Source organism: Flavobacterium aurantiibacter, assembly GCF_002251775.1.
Lineage (GTDB): Bacteria > Bacteroidota > Bacteroidia > Flavobacteriales > Flavobacteriaceae > Flavobacterium > Flavobacterium aurantiibacter.
This window is the reverse complement of sequence record NZ_NOXX01000191.1, coordinates 1-13,069: the sequence shown is the minus strand read 5'-3', so window position 1 is coordinate 13,069 and position 13,069 is coordinate 1. Positions and strand designations below refer to the sequence as shown.

Here is a 13,069-nt window from a genome sequence, read left to right as displayed (position 1 = left end):
ATTTTAGCTGATGGAATTGAGTTTACGGGTGGTATGGCAGCGATCACTTTTTGAAATTGTCAGTTTCCTGAAATAAAAAATGCAGTTTATGGATTTGGAGTATGAGGAACGGAAAGGAAAGTGGGTTTGGAGTGGCTTGGGATGGTGATTTAGGTTGAAGAAATTGACTATTTCATTAGAGAAAACGTGGATTTGGAAGGGTATGGATTTTCGACACTTTTGAGGGGATTATCGTGGAGCATCCAACGAATTATATCAACCACACAACTTTTCTTACCTTCCCAGTTTAAAGACCGAACCTAACTTTTTGTATCTTTCCAAAAGAATTCTATTAAACAACCATCCATGGAACGTTCAAAAAATAGTAAAACAGTAGTTTTGGTCAGTGTGTTAGTACTGTTGTGTGGTTTTAGTATGCAGGGGCAGTCGTGGCAATGGACCAAACACGGCGGGGGAACAAATAACTTAAACGGCGATCCTCCATTCAATCGTATGGAGGAAGTTTACTCTATAGTTACCGATGCGCAGAAGAATTATTATGTACTCAGCACCCTAGGCCGTACTAATTCTAAAGTAGATGGCGTTTCGATTACTACATATAACGATACAACCACGCCCTACGATGTTGTTTTAGCCAGTTTTACCTGTAGTGGTGTTTTGCGCTGGACCAAGGTTTTCGGGGGTGGCAGTCGCGAACGCATAGGTGAGTTGGAAATCGACGGTTCGGGCAATGTGTATGTAGCGGGAAGTTTTAGCAATTGCAATCCAGCAAATCAGCTGCCGGCACGCATTGGTACCGATTATATCTTTGATCAGAGCTCTACTTCATGTAGCCCGCATTTTATTGCGAAGTTTTCGAGCGACGGCGATTTGTTGTGGATTAGACGCCCTCAGGCCAATAGCAATTTCCAGACGAGCCTCGGTTTATCCGGTATTCAGGGCGGTTTAGAGGTCGATTCACAAGGGAATTTGTATTGGTTAATGATTTGTGCTTCGGGTTCGAGTTTTGCAGACGGAGCTTTTGTAAATACTTATGGAGAAAAGGCATATAATGTTTTTAAATACGATACTAATGGAAATTTTTTGAGCGGCACCAATTTGGAAGGTATTGTTCATAATGTACAAGGCGGCGATTTCTACCGCAATCCCTATAATGGCTATTACTATTTCACAGGCAACGATTTTAACAACAGTACTCCGATAACCTATGGTGGAGAGGTAATGAGCCATACGTCGTTTATAGCCTGCTTTAACGATCAGGGTGAGTTTCAATGGATGCGTCAAGACACCGGTACCCCTCCGGGTAATCTGATTAATTTTTATGGATTGGAATTTGATAGCGAGAACAATATTTATACGGGAGGTAGGTTTTTTGGTTTAGGAACCACTACATTTTTAGGAGTTTCAAATTCAGGCTTGCCGGGAGGATTTGTTATGAAATTAAACCCCACAGCCGATCAAGTTATTTGGCATAGTTTAAGTAATAGAAACACCGAGGGCTACGGTACCTTAACGAGTACGCCAACCGAACTGGTTTGGGGCGGTTATAGTTTTCAGAATATTACTTGGAGTGGCCTTTCACAGACTATTGGTGCCGCAGGAAACGGCACTCGAGCTACAGTCGTTACTTTTAACAAGGCTACGGGTGCTGCCACATCTATTATTCACATGCCAGCCACGGTGGGCTCTACGGGTTTAGTTACCAAAATTGCGTTCGACGCTTCGGGTGATATGTTGGTGGGTGGTAAATTCACTGGTACATTAACCCCTACAGCATCGGAGTCGGTTCCGAGTTATGGTGGCGACAGCGATTTTTTCCTTGCAAAATGGTCCACGGAGGTTTGTAGTCCGTTGGCAACCGAAAGTATAGATGGTTCCGACATATTTGAAGTGGGAACAAATCCAATTACTGAGCTACTATCGCTACGTGTGTTACAGAACCTTACCTACGAGCTTTGCAATGTAAACGGTGTAGTAGTGCAACAGGGCAGCTTAGATATAGGTACGCATCAATTGAATTGCAGTTCGTTGGCAGCGGGCGTTTATATGTTAAGAGCAACCGATAATACTGGGGCTACTGCGGTTCGAAAAGTAGTGAAGCAGTAAGCGCTTTGTTGCTTGCTAAGCGCAAAGACTTTTAGTATTAAGATTTGAGTATTAAGACTTGTTGATATTCAACATTTTACGTTTCATGTTTGCCGCCTGATCCCGCGTATCGTCGGTGCTAGAGCCCTTCGAAGAAAACATCGTGTCCTTCGTGAAAAAGCTCGTGAAACATTGTGCTACTTTTTAGATAGTATCTTGGGATCTAATTAAAACTTCTTTCCCTTTTTTCCCTTTTTTCGCTTTTTTCTATTTTTTCTATTTTCTTAAATCTCTCAATCTTCAAATCTCGAAATCTCGAAATCTCGAAATCTCTCAATCTCTAATACCGATACAACATACAATTCACGTTCATGCCCGCTCCAACAGAAGCAAACATGATAATGTCGCCGGGAACTAACTCGTGATTTTCGATTTTTTCTTGTACCAGTAAATCAAATAAAGTAGGAATGGTTGCTACACTGCTGTTGCCCAATTTGTGGATGCTCATCGGCATGATATTCGGCGGTGGCGTTTGTCCGTGTAGCTTGTAAAAACGTTGGATAATTGCTTCATCCATCTTTTCATTTGCTTGATGAATGAGTATTTTCTTGATGTCGGTTACCTTGTACGGACTCGCATCAATACAGTCTTTCATCGCCTGCGGAACCTTACTCAAAGCAAATTCATAGATTTTTCTTCCGTACATCTTAATGTACCGAATATCGCGATGCGCCTGTTTTTCGTTCGACGGACCAAAAAATAAATAACCCGCTTCCTCTAACGCATAGGTTGCCGAAGCCATGCCTAAAATAGCCGAATCTCCTTCGTGCGCGCCAATAACCGTGGCACCAGCACCATCGGAATAAATCATCGAATCGCGATCAAACGGATCGACCACGCGCGACAAGGTTTCCGTTCCAATAACCAAACAGCGTTTTGCTAATCCAGCCTTGATAAACGCGTAAGCTTGAATAACGCCTTCTAACCAACCCGGGCAACCAAACAAGATGTCGTATGCCACACATTTCGGATTCTTGATCTGTAATTCTTGCTTTACTCGCGAAGCCAAACTTGGTAATATATCCGATTGAATAGCTCCGTAGCGCACGTCGCCAAAGTTGTGTGCCAAAATTATGTAGTCGAGCGTTTCAGGGTCGATACCCGATTTTGCTAATGCGCGCTGAGCCGCAATAGTACCCATTTGCGAGGCAGTAACATCTTTATCAGCATATCGGCGCTCTTCTATACCTGTAATTTCTTTGAATTTTCGAACAACTACTTCAGGAGTAGCCGGTAGTGGAGTACCATCTTCGTTGAGAAATTGCGTGTTTGCAAAATCTTCATTGCGCAAGATGTTCTCCGGAATAAATGATCCGCTTCCTAGTATTGCTATATTCATGGTTGAAAAAAAGGGAATTCAGCTAAATTAACGCTAAAATTCCCTTTTGGTATAATTTATTTGATGATTTACAGAAATCTCAGAATTCTTAATGAATCGTTAAGAAAATGTAAATTTTTCCGCTGTTTTTTTATTCCATATACGCTTCGATCGGGGCGCACGAACAAACTAAATTTCTGTCGCCATACGCATCATCCACGCGTCGAACCGATGGCCAAAACTTGTTTTCCACCACATAAGGCAATGGGAAAGCAGCCGTTTCTCGACTATACGGAAACGACCACGTATCGCTGGTAAGCATTGGTAAGGTATGCGGTGCGTTTTTCAATGGATTGTTTGGTTCCTCTGCACTTGAAGCAGCAATTTCCGCACGAATCGCAATCATGGCATCGCAAAAACGATCCAATTCAGCTTGATCTTCACTTTCCGTAGGTTCGATCATCAAGGTTCCAGCAACAGGAAATGATACCGTTGGCGCATGGAAACCATAGTCCATTAATCGTTTTGCAATGTCAGTAACTTCGATTCCGTTTGCTTTGAAGGCACGGCAATCTAAAATCATTTCGTGAGCTGCACGTCCGCGTTCACCAGTATATAAAATCGGATAGTGCGCTTCCAAACGAGCCTTCATGTAATTTGCATTCAAGATGGCAATTTTCGTAGCTTCGGTAAGTCCTTCCGAACCTAGCATACAAATGTATCCGTAAGAAATCAAGCATACCAAAGCCGATCCCCAAGGAGCTGCACTAATGGCGGTAATTGCCTGAGAACCTCCGGTTTCAATAACCGGATTGCTCGGTAAAAACGGAACTAGATGCGCAGCTACGCAAATAGGGCCAACGCCTGGTCCGCCACCGCCGTGCGGAATCGCAAAGGTTTTATGTAAATTCAGGTGACAAACGTCGGCACCAATAGTAGCCGGATTCGTTAATCCAACTTGTGCATTCATGTTGGCGCCATCCATATAAACCTGTCCGCCGTTCTCGTGAATAATTCCGGTAATTTCGCGAATGGCACTTTCGTAAACGCCGTGTGTCGACGGGTAAGTAACCATCAAACAGCTCAGCTCGTCTTTGTATTGCGTTGCTTTTTCGCGCAAATCGGCTACATCAATGTTTCCATTATCCATCGTTTTGGTAACCACAATTTTCATTCCTGCCATCGCCGCCGAAGCAGGGTTGGTTCCGTGTGCCGAAGCGGGAATCAAACATACATTTCTGTGGAAATCGCCTCGCGAGTGGTGATAAGCACGAATGACCATTAAACCGGCATATTCGCCTTGCGCACCCGAGTTGGGTTGCAAAGTAGTTCCTGCAAATCCGGTCACTACATTCAATTGCTCTTCCAAACGCTTGAGCATGGTCTGATATCCTTGCGCTTGTTCTACCGGAGCAAACGGGTGAATGTTGTTCCATTTCGCCATCGAAAGCGGCAACATTTCTGCAGCAGCATTCAATTTCATGGTACATGATCCCAAGGAAATCATCGAATGATTCAAAGCCAAATCTTTGCGCTCTAATTTTTTGATGTAACGCATTAAGGCACTTTCCGAATGGTAGCTGTTAAATACGTCGTAGGTCAAAAATTTCGATGTTCGTGCTAGCGACTGTGGTAGCGCGCTTTCAGAATCTAATGATGAAACTTCAAAAGCTTCTTTGCCAACTGCTTCTGCGAAGATGGAAATAATTTTATTGATCGATTTTATGGAAGTCGTTTCGTTTACCGAAATACCAATCGTTTGCGCATCGATGTACAAGAAATTACATTTCTTCGACTCGGCTATCGGGCGAACAACGTCTGCAGCGGCTTTTACAACAATGGTATCGAAATACGCATCGTTTGTTTGGTAAACGCCCAGTTTATTCAAGGCATTTACGATGGTTACGGCCGATTGATGTACGCGATTAGCAATAAAAGCCAATCCTTTCGGTCCGTGATAAACCGCATACATACCCGCCATTACAGCCAACAATACCTGAGCTGTACAAATGTTACTTGTGGCTTTGTCGCGTTTAATGTGTTGCTCGCGGGTTTGCAAAGCCATACGCAAGGCGCGGTTGCCGTTGGCGTCTTGGGTTACTCCAATAATTCTGCCCGGCATGCTACGCTTGTATTCTTCTTTAGTGGCAAAGTACGCCGCGTGCGGACCGCCATAGCCCAACGGAATTCCGAAACGCTGTGTAGTTCCGAAAACAACATCAGCACCCCATTCTCCTGGAGGTGTAAGCACTACTAACGATAAAATATCAGCAGCCACAGCTACTTTAATGTCTTTTTCTTTGGCTTTCTTACAAAAATCGGCGTAGTCGAAAATTTGTCCGTGTTTACCCGGATATTGTAAAATCGCGGCATAAAATTCGTCCGAAAAATCAAAAGTTTCGTGATTTCCAACCACAATTTCAACACCAATAGGCGTGGCACGTGTTTGTAAAACCGATAAAGTTTGCGGCAAAATTTCTTCGCTCACAAACAATTTACACACGTTATTTTTCTTTTGCTCGCGACTCCGAACATCGAACAACAACGCCATCGCTTCTGCACCAGCGGTTGCTTCGTCTAGCAACGATGCGTTCGCAATTTCCATACCCGATAATTCTATGGCAACCGTCTGAAAATTCAAAATCGCCTCCAATCGGCCTTGTGCAATTTCTGCCTGATAAGGCGTGTAAGCCGTGTACCAACCCGGATTTTCAAAAATATTGCGCTGAATAACCGCCGGAACTACGCACTGGTGGTATCCCAAACCAAGGTACGATTCGAAAATTTTATTCTGTTTTCCCAGTTCGGTTATGTGATCTAAATACTCAAATTCGCTCATCGCTGGCGGCAAATTCAAGGGTGTTTTTAGTAGAATATCACTTGGCACAGTTTCGTAAATCAACTGATCTACACTTTCAACACCAATTGTTTCCAACATTTGCGAAACCTCTTCCTCACGAGGTCCGATATGACGTAAAGCAAATTGAGAAGTATTCATTTAGGGATTCATTTTATAGCTGCAAAAATACTATTTTACACCTGAATTTATTGCGCATTCTAACATGCTATTAAGTATTGTTATCAACTAATTTGATAATTTATAAACAGCTTGAAGCGCAGGCCAGCAACCGCATGCAAAAATCGATCAGTTCACAACTCATCAGCTTAAACAGCCTTACTGCGCTGGCTTTTGCCGCCAATTTTCTTATCACACAAATACATTTTCAGTTAAGTCCGCAAATTCTTGCACTTAGTTGCCTCACTATCTGTGTGATACCCGCTTATCAGTTCATTAAAACGCAAAAGGTAAACGTGCTAATAGCCGCTGTTTCCGGAATGGCTATTTGTCTTTTCTTGTGCACCGCAGCAAACGCTTCTTCAACTAGTGCACTCTTTATGGCAATCGTGTTTTCGGTAACGTACAACCGAAACCCAAATTTCGGATGGCGAAATAATCCGTTTTCAAAAGTGGCGATTGTAGCGCTGGTCTGGACGCTCACAACTGTACTTATTCCACTTTTATTGGCGAACACAACCGTCGATTTACCGTATCTGATTTTGCGTTTCGGATTGTTTTGCCTGCAAATTTTATTGTTTGAAATAGCCGATTTGCCCACCGATATCCGCAATACACGCAGTATTCCGCAACTGTTCGCAGCTCGATTTTTAAAATTAATCCTTGCTGTTTGCGCGCCAATACTAGCCTATCTTCTCGAAGATGGTGTATTCGCCATCCTATTAACGGCGTATCTGCTCTTCGTTATTATTCGAACAAAGCCCGGAAATCGCTGCTTTGCCGATGTTTTCGTTGAAGCCGTTCCGCTGTTTTATCTAATCTTAAAATGGATTGCGTTATTTTAATTTGGGCGTGCCGGCGCAAACGATCGTTCTTTGAGTAAAAGTCTTTTAGCGCCGTCGGGCTATACACTGCAAGTTTGTTTGCGGCTTAAACGCCACCGCAAACAAAGCTTTTCGTTTCTATCCCTCACGCGGGCAACGTTACCGAATCCGGCTCGATATGAACGAGCACTTCTGCAATCTCCGGAATCTCTCGCAGCAAGTGATCTTCCAAATCATGTCCAATTTTATGACTTTCAATTACGGTAAGTTCTCCTTTAACCATTGCATGTAAATCGATGTAATATCGGGCACCGCTCTTGCGAATGTGCAGCTTTTCTGTTGCGATAATTCCCGCCACCTTAACCGATTCAACGCGAATACGCTCCGATAAGTCTTCGTGGATTTGCTCGTCCATCATTTCGCCCAACGCAGGTCGAAATATGTGCCAAGCGTTGTAAAAAATAACAAAAGAGGCGAGAAGTGCCGCCCAATCATCGGCCGACTCGTATCCTTTTCCAAAAAAAAGCGCAATCGAAATGCCAATAAATGCCGCAACCGAAGTTAACGCATCGCTTCGATGATGCCAGGCTTCTGCCTTGAGCGCCGTATTATTCGATTTCTTGGCCCGATTCATCACAATTCGAAACAAAATTTCTTTCCAAATAATCAAAACTCCCAAGACAAGCAGCGTAAATGGTGCCGGCGTTTTGTGCGGCGTAATTATGTGTACGATACTTTTATAAACAATCAGCGATGCCGAACAAATTAAAAAAGCAACGACAATAAATGTAACCAGCGGTTCTAACCGACCGTGCCCGTACGGATGATTTTTGTCGGCAGGCTTGTGGCTGTAAATAAATCCGAAATACAAGACAAACGACGCAAAAAAGTCGGCTGCCGATTCGGTTGCATCAGCCAAAAGTGCGTAACTATCGCCGTAAACGCCTGCTAAAAATTTAATTACTGCCAACACGCCGTTCGACAATAACGAAATCAATACAACACGAATTACAGCTTTACTCATTGTAAGGTTAGTTTAAAAGACCGGCACGTTCTAACAGCGCTTCAACGCGAGGCTCTCTTCCAGCGAAAGCTTTATACAACTCCATCGGATGCACGGTGCCGCCTTTCGACAAGATTTCGTTTTTAAAGCGCTCGCCAATTGAGCGATTTAAAATGCCGTGTTCTTTAAAAATACCAAAGGCGTCGGCATCTAAAACTTCGGCCCATTTGTAGCTGTAATAACCCGACGAATAGCCGCCATTAAATATGTGACTGAACGAAACACTCATACAGTTTTCGGCCACATCGGGGTAAAGCGCCGTTTTTTCAAAGACTGTGGCTTCAAAGGGTTTCACGGCATCAACAGTTCCGCGGCAGTCGTGGTGGTACGCCATATCCAAAAATCCGAAACTCAATTGTCTAACGGTTGCCATACCTTCTTGAAAATTGGCCGCAGCTTTAATGCTCTTGATGAAATGTTCCGGGATAACTTCGCCCGTTTGCCAGTGCTTGGCAAAAGTTTGTAGCGCTTCGGTTTCGTAGCACCAGTTTTCAAAAATCTGACTCGGCAATTCCACAAAATCCCAATACACGGATGTTCCGGAAAGCGACGGGTAAACGGTGTCGGCTAACATACCGTGAAGCGCATGTCCGAATTCGTGAAATAGGGTAGTGGTTTCGTTGAACGTGAGCAAAGCCGGCGTATCGGCAGTTCCTTCGCTAAAATTGCAAACAATCGAAATATGTGGTCGGCTGTTTTCGTTGTTGGTTTTCCACTGCGACTTAAACGAAGTCATCCATGCGCCCTGACGTTTTCCAGCTCGTGGATGAAAATCGGTGTACAAGAGCGCACAAAATTCGCCATTCTCATAAAACACTTCGTACACGTTTACATCCGGATGGTATTTTTCAATCGTATCGTTTTCTTTAAAAGTAATTCCATACAATTTTTCCGAAATCGAAAAGGCACCTTCCAGAACTTGATTCAGCGGAAAATAGGGTTTTAAAGCCTCGTCGTCGATCGCAAAAAGACGTTGCTTGAGCTTTTCGCTGTAAAAAGTTCCGTCCCATTTTTGAAGCTGCAACGACGAGTCCGATTCTTGCGCAAAGTACTGTAAATCTATAAATTCCCGACGTGCTTTTTCCATGGCTTTGTCGTAAATCGTATTCAGAAACTGCTTTACTTGGTCGGGATTTTGAGCCATGCGTTCTTCTAGTACAAAAGCCGCATGCGATTCGTATCCAAGTAAACGTGCTCGCTCGTGACGTAAAGCAACAATTTGCTGCACGTTTTTTTCGTTGTTGAATTCGTTTTCTTGAAAGGCTTTCTTGCCGGCAGCAATTGAAATTTCTTTTCGCAATTCGCGATCTTCCACGTAAGTGACAAAAGGCAGATAGCTCGGAAAATCGAGTGTAAAAACGTAGCCATCAATTCCTTTTTGTTGCGCCAAGTTTTGTGCCTGCTGTAGTGCTAGTTCCGGCAGTCCGCGCAAGCGTTCTTTATTGGTAACCACTAATTGGTACGCATTATTTTCGGCTAAGATGTTCTCGCCAAATTTGAGTTTAAAGGCCGACAATTGCTCATCGATTTCGCGTAAGCGCTCTTTTTCGCTGTCGGAAAGTAAAGCGCCATTTCGCACAAAGCTCTTATAGCGTTTTTCCAAAAGCATTTGTTCTTCCGCGGTAAGCGAATTTGCAGTCGTATTTTCAAAGACGTATTTAACCTTTTCGAAAAGTACCGGATTCAAAGCCACGTCGTTTCCAAACTTTGCAAGCTTGGGCGACACTTTTTGTGCTGTTTTTTGAATCGTTTCTGAGGTTTCGGCACTGTTGAGGTTAAAAAAGCACGCACTCAAGCGCTCGAGTGCTTGTCCGCTGAATTCTAGAGCACGGATCACGTTCTCAAAAGTTGGAATTTCCGGATTGTCTATAACACGTTGTATATCAGCCCATGCCGCGGATATGCAGCTATCAAAGTACGATTCAAACAAGTTGTGATCGATTTTTGAAAACGGAACAGACTCATGCGGTGTATCAAATGAATGTAAAAACATAGATATTTTGTAGTATTTTAACGACAAAATGCACTAGTGTGTATTTTTGTACAAGTTTTAAGTTTATATTTGTAATAGATTTTAATTTTTTTCACAACAAGTTTTGTTCTTGCTTTGTAGCCCCAAACCAAGGTAAGAACGCAAGTTTTAAGGACTGTCAGTAATGATGGTCCTTATTTTTTTAAAGATTGCGCAGCTTTTTCAACTTCTTCGCGTAAGCTTACTTTGTATTCGATTACTTTTCTTTGAATTTTTTCATTAGCCGAACCAAGAATTTGAGCTGCGAGGATACCTGCATTTTTCGCACCGTTAAGCGCTACCGTTGCAACGGGAACGCCGCCTGGCATTTGCAAAATAGATAATATGGAATCCCAGCCGTCTATCGAGTTTGTAGATTTTACAGGAACACCAATTACAGGAAGCGGACTCATAGCAGCGATCATTCCAGGCAAATGCGCTGCACCGCCTGCACCTGCAATAATTACTTTGACGCCGCGTTTGTGTGCATTTGTGCTAAAATCAAACAGTTTTTCGGGCGTTCGATGCGCTGAAACAATGTCGATTTCGTACGTAACGCCAAACTGGCCCAAGATATCTGCGGCAGCTTGCATTACTGGTAAATCGCTTTTACTTCCCATTACAATCGCTACGTCTGTCATAGTTCTTTTTTTAAATTCTTAGTAATAAGTTTGGTAATGTTTTGAAGTTCTTTTCCGCCAATAAAAGCATCGAAATCACTAAAAAAAATGACCTCACCTTGCTTGTCGATTAGAATATTCGTCGGAAAGAACGTGACGCCGAGCTGATCGACGACTGCTTGGCTGTCGGTACAGTGCGTAAAGTTAAAAGGAACTTTCTTTAAAAAACTCTGAATTCTCGCCGCTTCGTTGTAAGTAACTGCAAAAAACAAAACGTCTTTGCCTGCAAACTTCTCTTGCATTTTATGTAAATCCGGAATTTCTTTAATGCACGAACCGCATTTTGTAAACCAGAAATTCATCAAAATGATCTTTCCTTTTAAGTCGGCAATTTTAAATTTATTGCCGTTTATGTCTGTAAGAACAAGCTCAGAAAGATTTTCGCCAATCAGTTTATTTTTCGACTTTTTGGCTTGCTTTAGTTTTTCTTGAAATTCGTCGTTGACTCTTTTCTGATTTTCGGTAGTGTTTTTTGCGAGTTGTATGTACACTACTGTTTTCTCTTTGTTGGTAAAGAATCGCTGTACGAATTTTTCGTTTTCAGGTAAAGTCTTAACAGAATCCAAGAATTTTTGGTCGTAGGTTTCTCCATTTTCGAGTACGTATCGTTTCTCGATAGTCGGGTTGTCTTCGAGCAAATCCAGAAATTTAAAATTATTCAGTTGAATAAAACCCGACATATCGGCTATTTCGGATTGTGCAACGCTTAAAATCGGAATTGCGGTAAAAAGTAGTAACAGACGATTTCTCCAGGTAGCGATTTTCATTAGGTACTTTTTACTAAAATGGTTGATTTTACTGTTGCCGCATTTTCACGTGCTTTTTCAATATCTTGATGCACAATCGTTACGTGTCCCATTTTTCGGAACGGTCTTGTTTCACGTTTGCCGTAAATATGTGGCGTTACGCCAGGAATTTTTAGAATGTCTTCGATGTTTTCGTATTTCACCTGACCTTGAAATCCGGCGGCTCCAACAAGATTGACCATCACGGCTGCCATTTTGCTTGACGTGTCGCCCAAGGGTAAATTGAGAACGGCACGTAAATGATTTTCAAACTGCGAGCAAACAGAGGCTTCTATGGAATAATGTCCAGAATTATGTGGTCTAGGTGCCACCTCATTAACCAATAGTTCACCGGTTTTTGTGAGAAATAATTCAACGGCCAGCAAGCCAACAATTTTAAAACTATCTGCCACGCGCAGCGCCAATTCTCGCGCATGCTGAGCAATTTGGTCGTTTATGCGAGCCGGACACAACACAAATTCAACTTGATTAGCCGTTGGATGAAACTCCATTTCTACCACAGGATAAGTTACAGCTTCTCCCTTAGCGTTTCGGGCAACAATGACCGCTATTTCATTCTGAAAATCAACTAAGTTTTCTGCCAGGCAAGCACCTTCTTTGAGTGTATCTAAATCTTTTATTTCGCGAACCACTTGAACACCAAATCCGTCGTATCCTGCTTCGGCACTCTTCCATACAAATGGCAAGCTTAACGTTCCTGAAACCACATCGAGCATTAAATCCTTGAGCGACTCGTAATTGGTAAACGGCGATGTAGGAATGTTGTTAGCACCATAATGTGCTTTTTGCAAACATTTATTTTGAATGATTTTTAAGGCTGCCGAAGGCGGATACACTTTTTTTCCTTCTGCTTCAAGTGCAGCTAAAGCCTCGGTATTTACGGCCTCAATTTCTACGGTAATCACATCGGCTTGCCTTCCAAAGTCGACAACAGTTTGAAAATCCATTAAGTTTCCAACCGAAAAAGAGTTGGTGGCTATTCTCCCGGGGGCTGAGGCGTCGGGATCGAGAACGGCTGTTTTAATATCGAATTTGCGGGTTTCGGTCAGTAGCATTTTACCTAATTGTCCGCCACCAAGTATTCCAAGAGTGAAATCAGAAGAGAAAAAAGACATCAGTTGTTTGTTTGTACAAAGATAGTCTATCGAAATTATAAAAGAATTTTTAGTACACGACAAAAAACATAATTGATTAAAAATCAATAAA

9 protein-coding genes are annotated in these 13,069 nt (G+C 42.7%); 2 read left to right on the top strand and 7 right to left on the bottom strand.

The window, feature by feature from the left end; all coding sequences use genetic code 11:
• Positions 1–345 precede the first annotated feature (345 nt).
• Positions 346–2,106 (top strand): T9SS type A sorting domain-containing protein, encoded by a 1,761-nt coding sequence (locus CHX27_RS07480; protein ID WP_094486141.1) that lies wholly within the window; start codon positions 346–348, stop codon positions 2,104–2,106.
• A 319-nt stretch (positions 2,107–2,425) separates the two neighbouring features.
• Here CHX27_RS07480 and CHX27_RS07475 read toward each other — a convergent pair whose 3' ends face one another.
• The gene (locus CHX27_RS07475; RefSeq protein WP_094486140.1) at positions 2,426–3,484 is read right to left on the bottom strand and encodes a 3-oxoacyl-ACP synthase III family protein; all 1,059 of its coding nucleotides are present in this window, start codon (positions 3,482–3,484) and stop codon (positions 2,426–2,428) included.
• 130 nt (positions 3,485–3,614) lie between these two features.
• Entirely contained in the window at positions 3,615–6,461 is a 2,847-nt protein-coding gene (gene gcvP, locus CHX27_RS07470) for an aminomethyl-transferring glycine dehydrogenase (RefSeq protein ID WP_094486139.1), read from the bottom strand.
• A gap of 134 nt (positions 6,462–6,595) precedes the next feature.
• Between gcvP and CHX27_RS07465 the strand changes: the two genes are divergently transcribed.
• The gene (locus tag CHX27_RS07465; protein WP_165764462.1) at positions 6,596–7,324 is read left to right on the top strand and encodes a hypothetical protein; all 729 of its coding nucleotides are present in this window, start codon (positions 6,596–6,598) and stop codon (positions 7,322–7,324) included.
• A 124-nt stretch (positions 7,325–7,448) separates the two neighbouring features.
• Here the strand turns inward: CHX27_RS07465 and CHX27_RS07460 are convergent, their stop codons facing one another.
• The 5 genes from CHX27_RS07460 to CHX27_RS07440 form a co-directional block, all read right to left on the bottom strand.
• Positions 7,449–8,327: a cation diffusion facilitator family transporter gene (locus CHX27_RS07460; RefSeq protein WP_094486137.1), complete on the bottom strand. Its 879-nt coding sequence runs from the start codon at positions 8,325–8,327 to the stop codon at positions 7,449–7,451.
• A 7-nt stretch (positions 8,328–8,334) separates the two neighbouring features.
• Positions 8,335–10,365, bottom strand: a complete 2,031-nt coding sequence (locus CHX27_RS07455) for a M3 family metallopeptidase (RefSeq protein WP_165764463.1) — start codon at positions 10,363–10,365, stop codon at positions 8,335–8,337.
• Positions 10,366–10,532: 167 nt separating this feature from the next.
• The gene (gene purE / locus CHX27_RS07450; RefSeq protein WP_094486135.1) at positions 10,533–11,018 is read right to left on the bottom strand and encodes a 5-(carboxyamino)imidazole ribonucleotide mutase; all 486 of its coding nucleotides are present in this window, start codon (positions 11,016–11,018) and stop codon (positions 10,533–10,535) included.
• Entirely contained in the window at positions 11,015–11,824 is an 810-nt protein-coding gene (locus CHX27_RS07445; RefSeq protein WP_094486134.1) for a TlpA family protein disulfide reductase, read from the bottom strand. Before CHX27_RS07445 ends, purE begins: the two co-directional genes overlap by 4 nt.
• Entirely contained in the window at positions 11,824–12,978 is a 1,155-nt protein-coding gene (locus CHX27_RS07440; protein ID WP_094486133.1) for a 5-(carboxyamino)imidazole ribonucleotide synthase, read from the bottom strand. Before CHX27_RS07440 ends, CHX27_RS07445 begins: the two co-directional genes overlap by 1 nt.
• Between the last annotated feature and the right edge of the window lie 91 nt (positions 12,979–13,069).

What these genes read in the sequence shown, in the direction of transcription:
- CHX27_RS07480 (WP_094486141.1), top strand. Translation starts at nt 346, where the DNA reads ATGGAACGTTCAAAAAATAGTAAAACAGTAGTTTTGGTCAGTGTGTTA.
- CHX27_RS07475 (WP_094486140.1), bottom strand. Translation starts at nt 3,484, where the DNA reads ATGAATATAGCAATACTAGGAAGCGGATCATTTATTCCGGAGAACATC.
- gcvP (WP_094486139.1), bottom strand. Translation starts at nt 6,461, where the DNA reads ATGAATACTTCTCAATTTGCTTTACGTCATATCGGACCTCGTGAGGAA.
- CHX27_RS07465 (WP_165764462.1), top strand. Translation starts at nt 6,596, where the DNA reads ATGCAAAAATCGATCAGTTCACAACTCATCAGCTTAAACAGCCTTACT.
- CHX27_RS07460 (WP_094486137.1), bottom strand. Translation starts at nt 8,327, where the DNA reads ATGAGTAAAGCTGTAATTCGTGTTGTATTGATTTCGTTATTGTCGAAC.
- purE (WP_094486135.1), bottom strand. Translation starts at nt 11,018, where the DNA reads ATGACAGACGTAGCGATTGTAATGGGAAGTAAAAGCGATTTACCAGTA.
- CHX27_RS07445 (WP_094486134.1), bottom strand. Translation starts at nt 11,824, where the DNA reads ATGAAAATCGCTACCTGGAGAAATCGTCTGTTACTACTTTTTACCGCA.
- CHX27_RS07440 (WP_094486133.1), bottom strand. Translation starts at nt 12,978, where the DNA reads ATGTCTTTTTTCTCTTCTGATTTCACTCTTGGAATACTTGGTGGCGGA.